The organism is Roseivivax sp. CAU 1753 (genome assembly GCF_054482575.1).
In genome coordinates this window covers 272,508-290,269 of record NZ_JBTLRF010000006.1, presented here as the reverse complement: position 1 = coordinate 290,269, position 17,762 = coordinate 272,508, and the positions used below count along the sequence as shown (strand labels likewise).

At 65.7% G+C, this 17,762-nt stretch carries 17 protein-coding genes; 9 read left to right on the top strand and 8 right to left on the bottom strand.

Annotated elements, in window-relative coordinates; all coding sequences use genetic code 11:
• Positions 1-151: 151 nt before the first annotated feature.
• Positions 152-1,381 carry a glycosyltransferase family 2 protein gene (locus tag ACXYMN_RS14640; protein ID WP_459014455.1) on the bottom strand — a complete coding sequence of 410 codons (1,230 nt, stop codon included), beginning with the start codon at positions 1,379-1,381 and terminating at the stop codon, positions 152-154.
• A 6-nt stretch (positions 1,382-1,387) separates the two neighbouring features.
• A complete protein-coding gene (gene cysQ / locus ACXYMN_RS14635; RefSeq protein WP_459014454.1) occupies positions 1,388-2,185 on the bottom strand; it encodes a 3'(2'),5'-bisphosphate nucleotidase CysQ in 798 nt (265 codons plus the stop codon).
• 125 nt (positions 2,186-2,310) lie between these two features.
• Here cysQ and ACXYMN_RS14630 point away from each other — a divergent pair, with 125 nt between their 5' ends.
• Both ACXYMN_RS14630 and ACXYMN_RS14625 read left to right on the top strand, forming a co-directional pair.
• Positions 2,311-3,141, top strand: coding sequence for an ABC transporter permease (locus ACXYMN_RS14630; RefSeq protein WP_459014453.1), 831 nt, complete (start codon positions 2,311-2,313; stop codon positions 3,139-3,141).
• A complete protein-coding gene (locus tag ACXYMN_RS14625; RefSeq protein ID WP_459014452.1) occupies positions 3,138-3,731 on the top strand; it encodes a COG3650 family protein in 594 nt (197 codons plus the stop codon). Before ACXYMN_RS14630 ends, ACXYMN_RS14625 begins: the two co-directional genes overlap by 4 nt.
• Positions 3,732-3,778: 47 nt before the next feature.
• Here the strand turns inward: ACXYMN_RS14625 and ACXYMN_RS14620 are convergent, their stop codons facing one another.
• A complete protein-coding gene (locus ACXYMN_RS14620) occupies positions 3,779-4,384 on the bottom strand; it encodes an alpha-ketoglutarate-dependent dioxygenase AlkB family protein (RefSeq protein ID WP_459014451.1) in 606 nt (201 codons plus the stop codon).
• Positions 4,385-4,616: 232 nt separating this feature from the next.
• On the opposite strand from ACXYMN_RS14620, the gene dnaK reads away from it, so the two are divergent.
• From dnaK to ACXYMN_RS14605, 3 genes are all read left to right on the top strand, one after another.
• Positions 4,617-6,530, top strand: a complete 1,914-nt coding sequence (gene dnaK, locus ACXYMN_RS14615; RefSeq protein ID WP_459014450.1) for a molecular chaperone DnaK — start codon at positions 4,617-4,619, stop codon at positions 6,528-6,530.
• 82 nt (positions 6,531-6,612) lie between these two features.
• On the top strand, positions 6,613-7,773 hold the full coding sequence (gene dnaJ, locus ACXYMN_RS14610; RefSeq protein WP_459014449.1) for a molecular chaperone DnaJ: 1,161 nt from the start codon (positions 6,613-6,615) through the stop codon (positions 7,771-7,773).
• A gap of 134 nt (positions 7,774-7,907) precedes the next feature.
• A complete protein-coding gene (locus ACXYMN_RS14605; RefSeq protein ID WP_459014448.1) occupies positions 7,908-9,932 on the top strand; it encodes a 2,4-dienoyl-CoA reductase FMN-binding domain-containing protein in 2,025 nt (674 codons plus the stop codon).
• 238 nt (positions 9,933-10,170) lie between these two features.
• Here the strand turns inward: ACXYMN_RS14605 and def (ACXYMN_RS14600) are convergent, their stop codons facing one another.
• The 3 genes from def (ACXYMN_RS14600) to def (ACXYMN_RS14590) are packed head-to-tail and all read right to left on the bottom strand — an operon-like array spanning position 10,171 to position 11,671.
• Complete coding sequence (gene def, locus ACXYMN_RS14600; RefSeq protein WP_459014447.1) at positions 10,171-10,665, bottom strand: peptide deformylase; 495 nt, start codon at positions 10,663-10,665, stop codon at positions 10,171-10,173.
• Positions 10,662-11,156: a peptide deformylase gene (gene def / locus ACXYMN_RS14595; RefSeq protein ID WP_459014446.1), complete on the bottom strand. Its 495-nt coding sequence runs from the start codon at positions 11,154-11,156 to the stop codon at positions 10,662-10,664. The genes def (ACXYMN_RS14600) and def (ACXYMN_RS14595) overlap by 4 nt, the downstream gene beginning before the upstream one ends.
• Positions 11,153-11,671 carry a peptide deformylase gene (gene def / locus ACXYMN_RS14590; RefSeq protein ID WP_459014445.1) on the bottom strand — a complete coding sequence of 173 codons (519 nt, stop codon included), beginning with the start codon at positions 11,669-11,671 and terminating at the stop codon, positions 11,153-11,155. Before def (ACXYMN_RS14590) ends, def (ACXYMN_RS14595) begins: the two co-directional genes overlap by 4 nt.
• Before the next feature lie 111 nt (positions 11,672-11,782).
• Between def (ACXYMN_RS14590) and ACXYMN_RS14585 the strand changes: the two genes are divergently transcribed.
• Positions 11,783-12,955, top strand: coding sequence for a MalY/PatB family protein (locus ACXYMN_RS14585; protein WP_459014444.1), 1,173 nt, complete (start codon positions 11,783-11,785; stop codon positions 12,953-12,955).
• A 39-nt stretch (positions 12,956-12,994) separates the two neighbouring features.
• On the opposite strand, the gene ACXYMN_RS14580 is transcribed toward ACXYMN_RS14585, so the two are convergent.
• Together ACXYMN_RS14580 and pedF are read right to left on the bottom strand one after the other, a co-directional pair.
• Positions 12,995-13,906, bottom strand: coding sequence for a substrate-binding periplasmic protein (locus ACXYMN_RS14580; RefSeq protein WP_459014443.1), 912 nt, complete (start codon positions 13,904-13,906; stop codon positions 12,995-12,997).
• 1 nt (position 13,907) lies between these two features.
• Entirely contained in the window at positions 13,908-14,579 is a 672-nt protein-coding gene (gene pedF, locus ACXYMN_RS14575; protein WP_459014466.1) for a cytochrome c-550 PedF, read from the bottom strand.
• A 200-nt stretch (positions 14,580-14,779) separates the two neighbouring features.
• Here pedF and ACXYMN_RS14570 point away from each other — a divergent pair, with 200 nt between their 5' ends.
• The 3 genes from ACXYMN_RS14570 to ACXYMN_RS14560 all read left to right on the top strand — a co-directional run bounded on the left by ACXYMN_RS14570 (position 14,780) and on the right by ACXYMN_RS14560 (position 17,698).
• Positions 14,780-15,976: an ABC transporter substrate-binding protein gene (locus ACXYMN_RS14570; RefSeq protein WP_459014442.1), complete on the top strand. Its 1,197-nt coding sequence runs from the start codon at positions 14,780-14,782 to the stop codon at positions 15,974-15,976.
• Positions 15,977-16,073: 97 nt separating this feature from the next.
• Complete coding sequence (locus ACXYMN_RS14565; protein ID WP_459014441.1) at positions 16,074-17,036, top strand: YVTN family beta-propeller repeat protein; 963 nt, start codon at positions 16,074-16,076, stop codon at positions 17,034-17,036.
• Between the two features lie 107 nt (positions 17,037-17,143).
• Positions 17,144-17,698: a tetratricopeptide repeat protein gene (locus ACXYMN_RS14560; protein ID WP_459014440.1), complete on the top strand. Its 555-nt coding sequence runs from the start codon at positions 17,144-17,146 to the stop codon at positions 17,696-17,698.
• Positions 17,699-17,762: the final 64 nt, after the last annotated feature.

The following is a 17,762-nucleotide window of genomic DNA, read 5'->3' as shown; positions in this document are numbered from 1 at the left end:
AACGCGTGCCCAGCCCGGCAACGGGGAAGATGGCCTTCGAGACTTTATTTTTCATGACTGCTCCTCGTCTTTTGCGGAAGTCTAACTTTTGCCATGCGGGAATACATTACCCAAAGACGGGTTTGGGCCGAAAAGAGCGCAATTATTTTGCTCAGAGGTTGCGAAACGGGCGCAGGCGGGCCGTCTCCTGCCTGATCCTCTGCCGCAGGCTGGCAGGGCGGATCAGCGGCTCGGTGCGATCCGCGCGGCCGAACTGACCGCCTTCCTGCACCCAGATGCCATCTTCCCGAAACCGCAGCCGGTGGTAGAGCGCGGTGGCGCTCAGCGACATCAGGGTCACGGTCTGCCCGGCCGCACGGGCGTCCCGCGCCAGTGTCTCGAGACGCGCGCGCGACCAGCGGCGGCCGGCGATCAGCCGGTGGGCGGCGCCCGGTGCGGCCGTGAACGGCAGAAATCCAGACGCGGCCCGTGGAAGCGGGGCCAGCGTGCCGATGGAACGGGTGCGGCCTTCCGCGATGCCCCGGTCCAGTCCGCGCATCAGTCGGATCACGTCACCGGGGTCGAGCGGACCGCGCTGCATTGCCGCTGCCAGCCGCGCTTTCTGGGCGGCCCGAAATGCCGCGATCGCGCGGTCATGCATGGCCTCTGGCGCGTGGTGGCGCAGGAAGACCATCTTGGAGGCCCCGATCTCGGTCAGGTCGCGCGGCGTGCGGTCGGCGTGGCGGCGCGTGCTGGCATCCATGCCGTGATGCACCCGCGCCATCGGCACCAGCGCCGTGACCTCGCCCGCCTTGGCCAGACGCATGTTCAGGTCGGTCTCGTCGAGAAAGAAGCGATAGGCCGGGTCGAACCCGCCAAGCCCGGCCAGGACGTCACGGCGGAAGGCCATGTTGGTGCCCTCGGTCTTGATCGCGCGGCCTTCCCTCGGGTGCAGCGTGATGGGGGCGTCGCCATCGAGATGCAGGGGGTGCGCCTCTCCGAGGGTATCGACGCTCGCCGCGCCCCATTGCAGCGAGAATCCGTTGCGCCCGATCACATACCCGCCCGAGGCCGCGACCGTATCCAGCGCGAAAGGCGCGGCCAGACGCGCCAGCCACGACGGCTCGGGTACCGCGTCATCGTCAAGGAAGGCCACGATCTCGCCCGCGGCGGCGGCGATGCCACGATTGCGCGCCGCCGAAATGTTGGGCTGATCGTAGGCAACGGTCTTTACCTCATCCGCCCTGGGATGCGCCCGGACAGCGTCCAGCCCGGCGGGACAGGCGACCACCACCACCTCGAAGGGCGGATGATCGAGTTGGGCAAGCCCCGTCAGGCAGCGTGCCAGCGCCGCCGGGCGATCGCGGCTGACCACAACGACGCTGACCGGCAGAGGCTCCATCGCGGCTCAGCCCTGCTTGAGATCTACACCCGGCGCATAGGCGATGAAGAACGGGTTTGCGAAACCGGGCTTGCCGTAGGTCAGCGGGCCGTGATCGTCGAAGCGCACCACGCGCCCACCGGCACCGGCCAGCACCGCGTGACCCGCCGCCGTGTCCCATTCCATCGTCCGCCCGAGGCGCGGATAGAGATCGGCCTCGCCCGTCGCGACCAGGCAGAACTTCAGCGATGATCCGGCGGAGGTCATGTCCTTGACGTCGTATTTCGCAATGTAGTCGTCGGTGGCCTGATCGCGGTGCGATTTCGAGGCGACGACCATCAGGTCCGCGTTGTTGGCTTCGGCGACGTGGATGGGCCGGGTCTCGCCGGGCGTGTCGGCGTCGAACGGTCCCTCTTCCTCGACCGAGGTGCCGACACTGTCGGTATAGAACATCCGGCCCTTGGCGGGGGCGTAGACCACGCCGCGCGTCGGCAGGCCGTCGACCACCAGCGCGATATTGACGGTGAAATCGCCGCGCCGGTTGATGAATTCCTTGGTGCCGTCCAGCGGATCGACGATCAGGAAGGTGCTGACATCCTGGCCGTGGCTGTCGGCCTGTTCCTCGGTGACAAGGGCGACGTCGGGAAACGCCGCGCGCAGCCCCTCCGAGATCAGAGCGTCGGCAGCTTCGTCGGCTGCGGTCACCGGCGATGCATCGGACTTGGTCTTCACCGCAAAATCGTCGGAGTTGTAGATCTCCATGATCCTGTCGCCCGCTTCGATGGCCAGTCTGCGCATGATTTGCGTCAATTCAGAATAATTCAAACTCTCGCCTTCCCCACGGCACAATTTCCGCGTTCATTGATTTGAAACCGCCTTGATCTTATGGTGCGCGAAACCGAAGGCCGCAAGTAGACAAGGCCGGGGAAGACAGAGGCGGAGCAGGCCCCATGTTCGAGACAGTCAAACCGCGCACCAAGATCGGTGGTGCGCTGCAGATTGCAGAGCTGATCTTTCACAATGCCGCCCGTACGGTCCGGTCTGGGCACAACAATGCCGTGATGGCCATCGTCATGAACATGGCGCAGACGGTGATCTTCACCCTGGCATTCTTCTTCATGTTCAGTCTTCTGGGCATGCGCTCGGCCCCCATTCGCGGCGACTACATGATCTTCATCATGTCGGGCGTGTTCATCTACATGACCCACATCAAGACCATGAGTGCCGTGCGCACCGCCGGTAGCGCGCTGGGCCCGATGATGCTGCATGCGCCGATGAACACCGCCGTGACGATCCTGTCGGCGATGCTGTCGACGCTCTATATCCAGACCATCACGTTGCTGACGATCCTGTTCGTCTATGACACCGTGTTCGCGCCGGGCGCGCTGGCGTCGATCCACCATCCGATCCAGGCCTACGGCATGCTGCTGGTTGCCTGGGGGGCGGGTGCGGCCATCGGCATGGTTTTCATGGCCGTTGCCCCCTGGGCCCCGGTTCCGGTGGGCATGGCGACGACGATCTACGCGCGGGCCAACATGATCGCTTCGGGCAAGATGTTCGCGGCCAACATGCTGCCCCCCAAGATGCTGGCCATGTTCGACTGGAACCCGTTGTTTCACACCATCGACCAGGCGCGCGGCTACGCGTTCCTGAACTACACGCCGCGGAATTCCTCGCTTGCGTACCCGCTTTGGATTATACTGGTGTTCTTCATGATCGGTCTGATGCTGGAATTCTATACCCGCCGAAAGATCTCTGTTTCCTGGGGGGCGCGCCGATGAGATGGGCGATCTCGCTGTTGCTGACACTGATGCTGGCCGCGCCGCTGGCTGCACAGGACCTGCCTGCGCTTTACGACGTCACCGGCGTCGCCGCGGGCGATGTGCTGAACCTGCGAGACGCGCCGTCGGCCTCGGCCAACCAGATCGGGTCGCTGGCACCCGACGCCCGCGATATCGAGGTCACCGCCATCCAATCCGGATGGGGCCGCGTCAACGTGGACGAGGGTGCGGGGTGGGCGTCGCTGGCCTTTCTCGCGCGCGTATCCGGTCAATGGCCGGATGGTCTGCCCGACGCGCAGACCTGCTTCGGCACAGAGCCGTTCTGGTCGCTGGGCCTTGCCGACGGCAGCTTCGATTTCGAGCATTTCGACAAGGGCGTCCAGTCCGGCCCGATCACCCTGCGCACCCGTGCCTCGGGCCGTCCGGATCGCTTTGCCTATGCCGGTCCGGCCAGCGGCAGACGGGCCATCCTGATCATGGGCCGGGCGGAGTGCAGCGATGGCATGTCGGACCGCCTTTACGGGCTGACCGGCGATTTCCTGCTGGGTGACGCGCTCTATTCCGGCTGCTGCTCGGTCGCGCCGCGCTGAACTGGCAGCGCACCGGAGTCGATCAACCGGGGCGGGACGCGCCGCGTTCAGGTCACGACCCGAAGCGTCAGATTGATCCGCCCGCCATTCGGCAGCAAGGTGGACGACCCGAAGCGGATGCGATCCACCCCGTGATACCGCAGCCGCGCCGCGCCGCCCATCACCGCCACATCGCCCGAGCGCAGCCAGATCGACTCGGTCTTGCCGCCGCGCGTGTCGTTGCCGATGCGGAACAACCCGTCATCCCCAAGCGACACGGACACCACCGGATGCGCAAAATCCGCCTCGTCGCGATCCTGGTGCAGCCCCATGCGCGCGCCTTCGCCATACCAGTTGATCAGGCAGCATTCCGGCGCGCGGTCACTGCCCGACACCGCATCCCAGATCGCCAGCACCGCCTCGGGGATCGGCGGCCACGGCTGCCCCGACGGATGCGTCGGCTCATAGCGGTAGCCCTTGCGGTCGGTGATCCAGCCGAAACGACCCGCGGCCGACATCGCCACCGACATCTTCTGCCCGCGTGGCGTCACCGGCGTGACCAGCGGCGCGGCCCGCAACACCGCGCGCAACCCGGTGACCAGGCGCTCTTGCGCCGGGCGGTCGAGGAAGCCTTGATGGATCGCGATATCGCGCAGCACAAGCGTCGGGGACATGTCTGTGATGGTGCGTCAGCCATGCGTCAGAGAAAAGCCCCCACGAATTTCCGGCAAATCCTCTGATTCTTTCCCCGTACTGCGCTTGCAGCGTCAAATACCGCTTCTTATATACCCCACGAACGCGTGAACGGGGCACAGTGTCTCGTCCGCAACCGAAATCGGGGCGCGGAATGCCAAAATGGGTTCGTGCCTCGGGACATCGCCTTGAATTCAAGAAGGGATCGAAATTATGGGTAAAGTGATCGGTATCGACCTCGGGACCACCAACAGCTGTATCGCCATCATGGATGGCAGCCAGCCGCGGGTTATCGAGAATGCGGAAGGCGCGCGGACGACCCCGTCCATCGTCGCCTTTACCGAAGACGAGCGTCTCGTCGGCCAGCCTGCCAAGCGCCAGGCCGTGACCAATCCGGAAAACACCGTGTTCGGCGTCAAGCGTCTGATCGGTCGTCGGTTCGACGATGCCGATCTGAACAAGGACAAGAAGAACATGCCCTACACCATTGTCGATGGCGGCAACGGTGATGCATGGGTCGAGGCGCGCGGTGAAAAGTATTCGCCCTCGCAGATTTCCGCCTTCATCCTGCAGAAGATGAAGGAAACCGCCGAGAGCTATCTTGGCGAAGAGGTCGACCAGGCGGTGATCACCGTTCCGGCCTATTTCAACGACCAGCAGCGTCAGGCCACCAAGGACGCGGGCAAGATCGCCGGTCTGGAAGTGCTGCGCATCATCAACGAGCCGACCGCGGCGGCGCTGGCCTATGGCCTCGACAAGAAGGAATCGAAGACCATCGCGGTCTACGACCTCGGCGGCGGTACCTTCGACGTGACCATCCTCGAGATCGACGACGGCCTGTTCGAGGTGAAGTCCACAAATGGTGACACCTTCCTTGGCGGTGAAGACTTCGACATGCGGATCGTCAATTACCTGGCGGGCGAGTTCAAGAAAGAGAACAACGTCGATCTGACCAAGGACAAGATGGCGCTGCAGCGGCTCAAGGAAGCTGCCGAAAAGGCCAAGATCGAGCTGTCCTCGGCGTCGCAGACCGAGATCAACCAGCCGTTCATCTCGATGGGGGCCAACGGTCAGCCGCTTCACATGGTGATGAAGCTGACCCGTGCGAAGCTTGAAAGTCTCGTGAGCGACCTGATCAAGGCGTCGATCAAGCCGTGCCAGGCCGCGCTCAAGGATGCTGGCCTCTCGACATCCGACATCGACGAGATTGTCCTCGTGGGTGGCCAGACGCGGATGCCGAAGGTCATCGAAGAGGTGACCAAGTTCTTCGGCAAGGAGCCGCACAAGGGTGTGAACCCCGACGAGGTCGTGGCCATGGGCGCCGCCATCCAGGCCGGCGTGCTTCAGGGCGATGTCAAGGATGTGGTCCTGCTGGACGTGACGCCCCTGTCGCTCGGCATCGAGACGCTGGGCGGTGTCTTCACCCGTCTGATCGACCGCAACACCACGATCCCGACCAAGAAGAGCCAGATCTTCTCGACCGCCGAAGACAACCAGAACGCGGTCACCATCCGGGTCTTCCAGGGTGAGCGCGAGATGGCGGCCGACAACAAGATGTTGGGCCAGTTCAACCTCGAGGATATCCCGCCGTCGCCGCGCGGCATGCCCCAGATCGAGGTGACCTTCGATATCGACGCAAACGGCATCGTTGCGGTTGGCGCCAAGGACAAGGGCACCAACAAGGAGCAGAAGATCACCATCCAGGCGTCCGGCGGTCTGTCCGACGCCGACATCGAACAGATGGTCAAGGACGCGGAAGAGAACGCGGATTCCGACAAGAAGCGTCGCGAACTTGTCGAGGCGCGCAACCAGGCCGAAAGCCTGATCCACGCCACCGAGAAATCGGTCGAGGAGCATGGCGACAAGGTCGATCCGACCACGGTCGAGGCGATCGAACTGGCCGTGGCCGCGCTCAAGGACGACCTCGAGAACGACGACGCCGATAAGATCAAGTCCGGCATCCAGAACGTCACCGAGGCGTCGATGAAGCTGGGCGAGGCGATCTACAAGGCGCAAGCCGACGAGGGCGACACACCGCCCGAGGCCGATCAGGATGAGGGTGGCGCCGACGAGGACATCGTCGATGCCGACTTCGAGGACCTGGGCGAAGACCGCAAGCAGGGCTGAGATCGGCGCGGAACCTGACAGATGGGCCGGTCCGGATGCCGGACCGGCCCTCTCACGTTCCGGCAAAGTCAGGAGGACTTGAATGTCCAAACGCGACTATTACGATGTGCTGGGCGTCTCCAAGGGCGCCTCTGCGGACGAGATCAAGAAGGGCTTCCGCCAGAAGGCGAAAGAGCTGCACCCCGACCGCAATTCCGACAACCCCAACGCCGAGGCCCAGTTCAAGGAAGCCAACGAGGCTTACGATGTGCTCAAGGACGCCGAGAAGAAAGCGGCCTATGACCGCTTCGGCCACGCGGCCTTCGAAGGTGGCATGGGCGGCGGCGGACGCCCCGGTGGCGGCTTCGGCGGCGGTCAGGGCGATTTTGCATCGGCCTTTTCCGATGTGTTCGACGACTTGTTCGGCGATTTCATGGGCGGTGCACGCGGCGGTGGCGGCGGTGGACGCCAGCGGGCGGCGCGCGGCGCGGACTTGCGCTACAACCTGCGCGTGACGCTGGAAGAGGCGTTCGAGGGGCTGCACAAGACGATCAACGTGCCGACCTCGGTGCAGTGCGCTGCCTGCAGCGGATCCGGTGCGGAGGGCGGGGCGGAACCCACCACCTGCCCGACCTGCTCCGGCATGGGCAAGGTGCGCGCGACGCAAGGCTTTTTCACTGTGGAGCGGACCTGTCCGACCTGTTCGGGTCTCGGCCAGATCGTCAAGAATCCCTGCAAGGAATGTCACGGCGCGGGCCGGGTCGAGAAAGAGCGCGCGCTGTCGGTAAACATCCCCAAGGGGGTAGAGACCGGAACGCGCATTCGTCTGGCCGGAGAAGGCGAGGCGGGCATGCGCGGCGGACCGCCGGGTGACCTTTATATATTCATCGACGTGGCGGAGCATCCGATCTTTGCCCGCGACGGGGTGAGCCTGCATTGCCGGGTACCGGTGTCGATGGCCTCGGCGGCGCTGGGCGGCGACATCGAAGTGCCGACGATCGATGGCGGGCGCAGCCGGGTGAAGATCCCGGGCGGGTCGCAATCGGGGCGGCAGATGCGTCTGCGTGGAAAGGGCATGCCGTCGCTTCGCGGTGGTGCGGCAGGCGATATGTTCATCGAGCTTGCGGTGGAGACGCCGGTGAACCTGACCGCGAAGCAGAAAGAGATGCTGCGCGATTTCGAGGCGATGAGCGAAGACAACAACCCCGAATCCAAGAGCTTCTTCAAGTCTGTCCGGAACTTCTGGGACAGCATGAAAAGCTGAAGCGAGGAGAGGCCGCGAGGGCTCGAGGAGCTGCCGCTCCTCCGCCCTTGCGGGCGTCCTCGCTTTGACGCCACGTTGCTGCTGACAGCGCGACCGGGCTCATGTGAAGTCACCCGCAACCTGGGAGGCGCTACATGACCGACTACCCCCATCTTCTCGCTCCGCTCGATCTTGGCTTCACGACCCTGAAGAACCGGGTTCTGATGGGATCGATGCACACCAACCTGGAAGAGGTCGGCGACTGGAACCGTGTCGCGGAGTTCTATGCCGCCCGCGCAAGGGGCGGTGCGGCGCTGATGGTCACCGGTGGCATGGCACCCAACCGCGAAGGCGGCGTCTTTCCCGGCGCGGCGGGATTGTTTTCGGATCAGGATCTCGCAAATCATCGCATCGTCACGGACCGCGTCCACGACAGCGATGGCAGGATCGCCATGCAGATCCTGCATGCGGGGCGATATGCCTACGGGCCGGAATGCGTCGCCCCCTCGGCCATCAAGTCGCCGATCTCGCCATTCGCGCCGAAAGAGCTGGACGAAGAGGGCATCGAAAAACAGATCGCCGACATCGTCACCGCCGCAATTCGTGCCCGCGAGGCCGGGTATGACGGCGTGGAGATCATGGGTTCCGAAGGCTATTTCCTCAATCAGTTCATCGTCACACATACCAACAAGCGCGAGGACCGCTGGGGCGGGTCCTACGAAAACCGCATCCGCCTGCCCGTCGCGGTTGTGCGCCGTGTGCGCGAAGCCGTCGGTCCGGACTTCATCCTGATCTATCGCCTTTCCATGATCGACCTGATCCCGAACGGGTCGACCTTCGACGAGGTCGTGCAGCTGGCCCGGGAGGTCGAGGCGGCGGGGGCCACGATCATCAACACCGGGATCGGCTGGCACGAGGCGCGCATTCCGACCATCGCCACCTCTGTGCCGCGCGCGGCCTTCGCCTGGGTGTCCCGCAAACTGATGGGCAAGGTCTCGATCCCGCTGATCACCTCGAACCGGATCAACACGCCTGGCGTCGCCGAAGAGGTGCTGGCGACCGGCTGCGCCGACATGGTGTCGATGGCGCGGCCCTGGCTCGCGGATGCGGACTTCGTGACCAAGGCCGCTTCGGGCCGCGCGCGCGAAATTGCGCCCTGCATCGCCTGCAACCAGGCCTGCCTCGATCATACCTTTCAGGGCAAGGTATCGTCCTGCCTGGTCAATCCGCGCGCCGCTTTCGAGACCGAGATCGTGATCGAGACGGCCGCCGCCCCCAAGCGCGTCGCCATCGTCGGCGCGGGCCCCGCGGGTCTTGCGACCGCGCTGACCGCGGCGGAGCGGGGCCATCGGGTGACCCTGTTTGATCGCGCGAACGAGATCGGCGGGCAGCTCAACATGGCCAAGGTGATTCCCGGCAAGGAAGAGTTCAGAGGCCTGGTCGACTGGTTCGGCCACATGCTGGGCGCGCGCGGCATCGAGACACGGCTCGGCATCGAGGTTACGGCAAACGATCTTGACGGCTTCGACGAGGTCATCGTCGCCACCGGTGTGGTGCCCCGCGACCCGCAGATCCCGGGTCAGGACGGCCCGAACGTGCTGAGCTATATCGACGTGCTACGGGGCGGGGCCGAGGTCGGGGCCCGCGTCGCGGTGATCGGCGCGGGTGGCATCGGCTTCGACGTCTCGGAGTTTCTGGTGACCGGCGACAGCCCGACCGAAAACCTGCCGGACTGGATGCGCGAATGGGGTGTGACGGATACGGAAGTGGCGCGCTCCGGGCTGGCCCCGGAAGGCCCGCAGCCCGACCCGGCGGTGCGGCAGGTGACCTTGCTGCAGCGCAAGGCCGAGAAGCCGGGCAAGCGGCTTGGCAAGACGACCGGCTGGATTCATCGCGCGGGCCTGCAGATGAAGGCGGTCGAGATGAAGGCCGGGGTGAACTACGAATGGATCGACGCCGAAGGGCTGCATATCACTTACGGTGAAGCGCGCGAGCGGCCCGAGCTGATCGCCTGCGACACCGTTGTGCTTTGCGCCGGACAGCTCAGCGCGCGCGGGCTTGCCGATGCGCTGCTGGCCAGGGGTGTGACGCCGCATGTTATCGGCGGCGCGGATGTGGCCGCGGAGCTGGATGCCAAGCGGGCGATCGATCAGGGTGTCCGGCTGGCCGCGACGCTGTGATCCGGGCGCCTGCGGCGGGCGGGCAAGGGGGCCTCGGCCCCCTCTTGGTCGCGGGCGACCAATTCACCCCCGAGCGGTATTTCCGAAATGGAAAGGCTGCAGATCGCCGGTTCGAGCGGTCGGTTCGATGTGAGCGGCAGAACGCGCCCGGGGCAGGAAGCGCCGCGGGCAGGGAGCGATTTGGGCAGGATGCAGTTTGGGCGGGAGGCAGCCTGGGCGGAAACGTCGATCGCGCGTGTCAGACGCGTTTTTGCGCCTTGCGCAGAAGCATGTCGCGGCGCGTTTTCGACAGCTGGTCGAAATACATCCGCCCTGCCAGATGGTCGATCTGGTGCTGGACGGAGGTGGCCCAGAGGCCGACGAAGTCCCGCTCCGCGCATGTGCCATCCGCGTCGAGAAAGCGCACCGTGACCGCACGCGGGCGGGTGATCCGGGCGGAGACGCCGGGCAGGCAGGGGCTGGCTTCCACGTGGGTATTCGGGCGGGTGCTGGCATGCAGCACCTCGGGGTTTGCCATGCGGATCGCCTGGCCCCGCGCATCCGAGGCATCGACCACGGCGAGGCGCAGCATCACACCGATCTGCGGTGCCGCGAGTCCAACGCCGGGCATGGCCTCCATGGTGTCGATCATGTCCTGCCAGATCGCGTGGATCTCTTCGGTGATCGCTGTCACATCCTTGGCGGGGGTCCGCAGCCGCTTGTCGGGCCAGCGCAGGATCGGGCGGCTGGTCATTGCGCCGCATAGGCCGCGAGGGCGGCGTCGCGCGCGCGGGCGTCCAGCCGGTCGAGGGTGACGCGGCCATCGAGGTGATCCTGTTCGTGCTGGGCGATGCGCGCCTCGGCCCCGGTCAGATGCGCCTCGCGCCGGTCGCCGGTCGGTGTCGTGTAGCGCAACGTGATCTCGGCCGGGCGGCTGAGCGTCACGGTGATGCCGGGGATCGAGAGGCAGCCCTCGTCAAGGGCGACATGCGCTTCGGAGGACCACAGGATTTCTGGGTTGATGCAGGCGCGCGGGGTCTTCGCGCCGTCTTTCCAGCCCGCGTCCATCACGAAGATCCGGCCCGGGACACCCACCTGCGGCGCGGCGAGGCCGCGGCCCGGGGCCGCATACATCGTCTCGAAGAGATCGGCGACGAGCGGCGCGACGGCGGCGATGTCGCCTATCGGATCGCAGGGGCTGGCCAGCCGCGCATCGGGCCAGCACAGGACCTTGCACACGCTCATGCGCGGGCCAGTTCGCGCTTGAGCTTCTGCATCTTGCGGGTGATCAGCTGGCGCTTCAGGGGCTTGAGGTAGTCGATGAAGAGCTTGCCGTCGAGGTGGTCGATCTCGTGCTGCACGCAGGTCGCCCAGAGCCCGTCGAAGGTGTCTTCCCGCAGATGCCCGTCGCGGTCGATCCAGCTGACGGTGACCTCGCGCGGGCGTTCGACATCGGCATAGTGGTCGGGGATCGACAGGCAGCCTTCCTCGTAGACGTTCAGTGCATCCGAGACCGCCTTGACCTCGGGGTTGAACATCACCAGCGGGTTCGGGCGCGCGCCCCCGTCCTTGACGCAATCGAGCACGATCAGCCGCGACGGCACACCCACCTGCGGTGCGGCGAGGCCGATGCCCGGCGCGTCGTACATGGTCTCGAGCATGTCGTCCGCCAGCACGCGCAAATCGTCCGACAGATCGTCGACGGGCGGGCAGACCTTTTTCAGGCGCGGGTCGGGATGAAGCAGAATGGGCCGTTTCATGCAATGCGATGTAGGCGATGGCAGGCGTCGGTGCAATATCGCGGCTTTCCCTCTTGTCGCCGATATCCAGCGCTTTAGCGTGGGGCAGGACCGCTGACAGGAGAATGCGCCTTGAATTTCGACGAGATGATCGACCGCGTCGGCACCGGCTGCGCGAAATGGGACGGGATGGAGGCGGCTTACGGGGTCTCGCCCGAGGATGGCATCGCGATGTGGGTGGCGGACATGGATTTCCATCCGCCGCAAGTGGTGCGGGACCGGCTCGCGCGGCTGCTCGATCATGGCGTCTTCGGCTACCCCGGCCCCGACACGGCTTACCGCGATGCGATCTGCTGGTGGATGCAGGAACGGCATGGCTGGAAGGTCGCGCCCGCGGCGATCTTCTCGACCCACGGGCTGGTGAACGGCACCGCCTTGTGCATCGAGACCTGGACCGACCCGGGCGATGGCGTGGTGCTGTTCACGCCGGTCTATCATGCCTTCGCACGGGTGATCCGGGCGGCTGGGCGGCATGTGGTGGAATGCCCGCTGACTCAGAAGGACGGGCGCTACGAGATGGATTTCGACGCCTATGATGCGCAGATGACCGGCAGCGAAAAGCTGGTCATCCTGTGTTCGCCGCACAATCCCGGCGGGCGTTGCTGGAGCAAGGCGGAACTGGAGCAGGTGGCGGCCTTCGCGCGGCGGCACGATCTGATCCTGGTATCCGACGAGATCCATATGGACATCGTCATGCCCGGGCATCGTCACACGGTCTTCGACACCATCGGCCACGGTATCGCCGACCGGCTGGTGATGATGACCGCCACCACCAAGACCTTCAACATCGCCGGCGCGCATATCGGCAATGTCATCATCCCGGACCCCGATCTGCGCAAGCCCTTCGCCAGCAAGATGGCCGCTTTCGGCATGTCGCCCGGCCTTTTCGGGATCGAGATGGCCACCGCGGCCTATTCGCCCGAAGGAGCGGCCTGGGTCGATGAACTGTGCACCTATCTCGACGGGAACCGGCGGCTTCTGGATGCGGCCATCGCCGGGATACCGGGCGTGCGGTCGATGCCGCTCGAGGCGACGTACCTGTCATGGGTCGACTTTTCGGGCACCGGCATGGGGCATCAGGAAGTGCTGGACCGGGTCGAGAAGCAGGCGAAGATCGCCGTCAATCATGGCCCGACATTCGGGCGCGGCGGCGAGGAATTCCTGCGCTTCAACATCGCCACACCAAGGGCGCGGGTCGCCGAGGCGGCAGAGCGGCTCAGCCGGGCGTTCGCCGATCTGCAATGAGCCGCAGCATGGCGGGGCCGCGAGGTGCCGCCCCGACGCCTACCATTCCGGCGGCTGGTGGACGGCGCCGTATCGCGCGTGGATGGCTGTGATCCGTCCGTCGGCCAGCGCCGCCGCGATGGCATCCGTGACCTCGTAATACAGCGGCTTTCTGGAAAAATGCACCGCCACACCCAGCTTCCAGCGGGACTTGGCAAAACCCGCAAGCGGGGGCTCGTGGATGCCGATGCCCGCATCCGCGCCGACCTCCAGCTGCGTGCGCGGGCCCATGGCGGCCATTGTCTCACCGGCGCGCAGGGCGGCCATGGCGGCCGCCATGTCAGGGTAACGACGCACCCCGGGCTGCAGTTGTCCGCCCGCAAAACCCGACAGGTAGAAATCCGTGATCGAGTCGTTCTCGATCGCGACCGTGTCGAAGCGGAAATAGGCCGGGACCGGTTTTTCGTCGGGATAGGCCGCGATGTCGTAGGCGATGGCGATGGATTCCTCGGCGTAGACACCGCCGAAGCTGACCTGCTCGACCCGGCAGGTGAAGGCCGAATCGTAGGGCACGCGCATCATCACGTTGGCCACGGCACCGCCGACGACCGGACCCTGCCAGATGTGGTTGCGCAAGTCCGCATCGAGGTTCTCGGCGGCGGCGACAAAGCTGTAGCGCGGCGCCACTCCGACGAAGTCAGCCACCAGCGCCGCGATCTCGACGTCGATGCCGCGCGCCTGGCCGTTCTCCTCCCAGGAGTAGGGCGGATAGTCCTCGTAGAGGGCGAAGGTCATGAAGCCGCGCTCGCGGATCTCGTCGAGGCTCTGGCCGACATAGGCGCGCGCGGTGTTCTGCGGCTTGGGCTGCGGTACGTAATCGGCGCAGGGATCCGCCGCATGCACCGGCGCGGCAGCCAGCCCGAGAGCCGCCGCCGCGCCTAGCACCAATGGCCGCAGATCGACCGCGCGCATGTCAGTGGGCCGCCGAAAGCCCGATGGTCAGGGTCTCTGCCGCCTTTTCCTGCGTGCCACCGGCAGCCAGCAGATTGGCGGCGCGGAAGGCGATGCTGTCGGCTACGGGCGCGCCCGACATGGTGTCGATCTGGACCGCGATCTCGCTCAGGCGCGCCTGGGCTGTGGCGACATCCGCCTCACCAGCCTTCAGGCTGTCGCGCAAGGTGGCCAACTCGTCCGCGAAGGCGTCGATGCTGTCGCCGTCGGGGCGGGTTTCGACATAGGTCCGGATCGCCCATGCGGCTTCCTGGCCCAGCAAATCCCCGAAGCCGGGCATCTTGGTGATGCCGTTCTGCGTATAGCCGGTGCGGAACCGCTCGATGAACCACTCATCGCCGTATTCCTCGGCCTCGAGAAAGCGCAGGTCCGGGGCCAGCCCGCCCGAGATCACCTCGAGCCCGTGGCAGCGCGCGCAATTCTGGTTGTACCCGGAGGCACCGATTCGCACGGCCTCGGCCCAGACCTCTTCACCGGCCTCGGCGGCGCGGTAGGGGTTTTCGGTCAGCCACTCCTCGCCGACGGCGGGCAGGGTGCCGGTATCGACGGGCTGCGGGGCGACATCGCCATGGGCTGTGGCCATGGTGACACCGGCGGCGAGCACTGCGGCTCCTGCAAGAGTGCGGTGGATCATCTTGGTCATTGGGTTCGCTCCGTGTGAAGGCCATTGCATCGGAATGACAGAGGTCGATTGGTCTGGCATCCGTTCTACGGCACAGGGCCGCCCGCGCCCTATTGGACTTTCGTCCTTTTCCGCAACCCGCAGCCCGCGACGTTGGTCGTATTTTGCAGGCCTTTGCAATTGATAGCTTGGCAGGGAAGGAGCCCGGCCACATGCGATATTTCATGCTACTCTGGACCGTCGCGGCATGTCTCTGGTCCGTGGCGGCAGCCGCGCAATCGGCTGGACAGGCGGTCGGGCAGGACGGCATCGCGCTTGAAATTCATTACCTGCGCCAGATCGTTCCGACCCCGCCGACGCTGTCCAACCTCGATCCCGAACCCCGGGACCTTGGACTTGCCGGTGCGCAACTGGGGCTTGCGGACAACGCCACCACGGGCCGCTTTCTGGGCCAAAACTGGGCGCTCGCGGTGACAGAAGTGCCGGATGGCGGCGACTGGGACGCCGCCGTCGCCGCAGCCCTTGCAGGCAACGGGCTGGTGATCGTCGACGCGCCCGCCGCGCAGCTCTTGCGCGCCGCCTCCGCCGCCCCTGCCCAAGACGCACTGCTGTTCAATGTCGCGGCACAGGACAGCGACCTGCGCGCCGGGTCCTGTCGCGCCAACGTGCTGCACACGCTGCCCTCCTATGCCATGCGCACCGATGCGCTGGCGCAGATGCTGTTGACCAAACGCTGGACCAGAATCGCCCTGGTGGCGGGCCAGACCCCCGAGGACCAGGCCTACGCCGCGGCGCTCGAGGCCTCGCTTGCCAAGTTCGGCATGTCGCTGTCGGCGCGGACCGACTGGACCTATGATGCGGACATGCGCCGCTCGGCCTCCGCCGAGGTGCCGTTGCTGACCCAGCCGCTCGGCGATCACGACGTGCTTCTGGTTGCCGACGAGCGGCATGATTTCGGCCGCTACATCCTCTACAACACATGGCTCCCACGCCCGGTCGCGGGCTCCGAGGGCATGACCGCCGAAGGTTGGGCTCCGGTGGTCGAACAGTGGGGCGCGGCCCAGCTGCAATCGCGCTTCGCTGACAGCGCCGGGCGCGCGATGGCGTCGCGCGACTATGCCGCCTGGGCCGCGATGCGCAGCCTCGGCGAGGCGGTGACCCGCACCTCCAGCCGCGATCCCGCGACCCTGCGCGCCTACCTTCTGGGCGATGACTTCGAACTGGCGGGCTTTCTCGGCCGGCCTCTGACCTTCCGCCCCTGGAACGGCCAGATGCGCCAGCCGATCCCCATCGTGCATCCCCGCGCACTGGTGGCCCAGGCCCCGCTCGACGGGTTCCTGCACCAGATCAACGAACTCGACACGCTGGGCCGTGACCGCGGCGAGGCCGGATGCACCGCCTTCGAATAGCGCCGCTGTCACGATCGGACCCGAAATACTCCGGGGAGCGCGAGGGGCCCCCCCCCTCCCCCCCCCCCCCCTTGACCGGCATCACAGGAGACATGCCATGAAATCCGCCGCGGCCCTTGCCGCCCTGCTCGTCGCAAGCCCGGTGCTGGCCGACGAGATCTGGGTATCGAACGAAAAGGACAACACGCTCAGCGTCATCGACCTCGACAGTTTCGAGGTCACGCGGACGATTCCGACCGGCGAACGTCCGCGCGGCATCGTCTTTTCGCATGATCATTCGGTGCTTTATATCTGCGCCTCGGATTCCGATGCGGTGCAGGTCATGGACCCCGTAACCGGCGAGATCCTGCACGATCTGCCCTCGGGCGAGGATCCCGAACAATTCGCGCTGCACCCTGACAACCGGCGTCTCTATATCGCCAACGAGGACGACGCGATCACCACGGTCGTCGACACCGAGACCCGGCGTGTGATTGCCCAGATCGATGTCGGCATCGAGCCCGAGGGCATGGCCGTCTCCCCCGACGGAACCATCGCGATCACCACCTCGGAAACCACCAACATGGCCCATTGGATCGACACCGAAACCCAGCAACTCATCGCCAACACGCTGGTCGATTCGCGCCCCCGGCACGCCGAGTTCGCCAAGGACGGAACCGAGCTCTGGGTGTCGTCCGAGATCGGCGGCACGATCACCGTTTTCGACGTCGAGACCAAGGCCGAGCTGGCCAAGATCGACTTCAACATTCCGTCGATCAACCCGGACCGGGTGCAGCCCGTCGGCTTCGAGTTCACCACAGGCGATACCCATGCCTTTGTTGCGCTCGGGCCGTCCAACCACCTGGCCGTGGTCAATGCCGACACCTACGCGGTCGAGGAGTACATCCTCGTCGGTCGCCGCGTTTGGCACATGGCGTTCAACGGCGACCGTTCCAAGCTGTTCACCACCAACGGCGTCTCGGGGGACGTGACCATGGTCGATGTGGCCAGCCGAAAAGCGGAAAAGACGGTCAAGGTCGGGCGGTTCCCCTGGGGCGCCGCATTCCGCCCCACCGAATGAGCCAGGCCCCAAGATTTTTAGATAAAAATCTTGGGGCTGCGCCTGTTGTGAGGTCGCGGCGCTGATCGCCTGCGATTCGTGCTATGTTCTGCACTCTGGAGGAAACCATGCGTATCACCTTGACCCTCGCCTTGCTGGCCCTGACGATTCCGGGCCTCTCCGCTCCGGCCATGGCCGAGCAGAACGATGCCCATGGCACGCTTAATCCGGACGAGATGACCTGGGAATCGATGCTCGACCGGGCCGCGGACGGCGAGACCGGCATGGTGCTCTGCGCGACCGGCTACATGCTGACGAAATCGGGCAAGCACGGCGCGGCCCGGGCGCTGTTCGAGAATTGCGCCAATGCGGGCTATACCGGCGCGATGACCTGGATGGGCCAGCTCGACAACAACGGCCTGGGCGGACCCTATGATCCCGACGCGGCGGCGGAATGGGACCGCAAGGCGGCCGAGCTTGGCGATCCCGTGGGCAAGTTCAACTACGGGCTCGCGCTGATCCGGGGCCATGGTGTTTCGCAGGACGTGGCGCGTGGCCATGCGCTTGTCGATGACGCGGCGCGGGACGGGCTCGAGATCGCGCAGCGGCTGCAATCGGCGGGCTACGATCTGGATGAGGTCACGCCCGATGCGGATGCTTGGAAATACGCGCCCTTGTTCTGAGCGCCCCGGTCTTGTGGTTTCGAACGGGCTGCGCCCGTCCGACCCGCGCGGGGGCTGCGGCCCC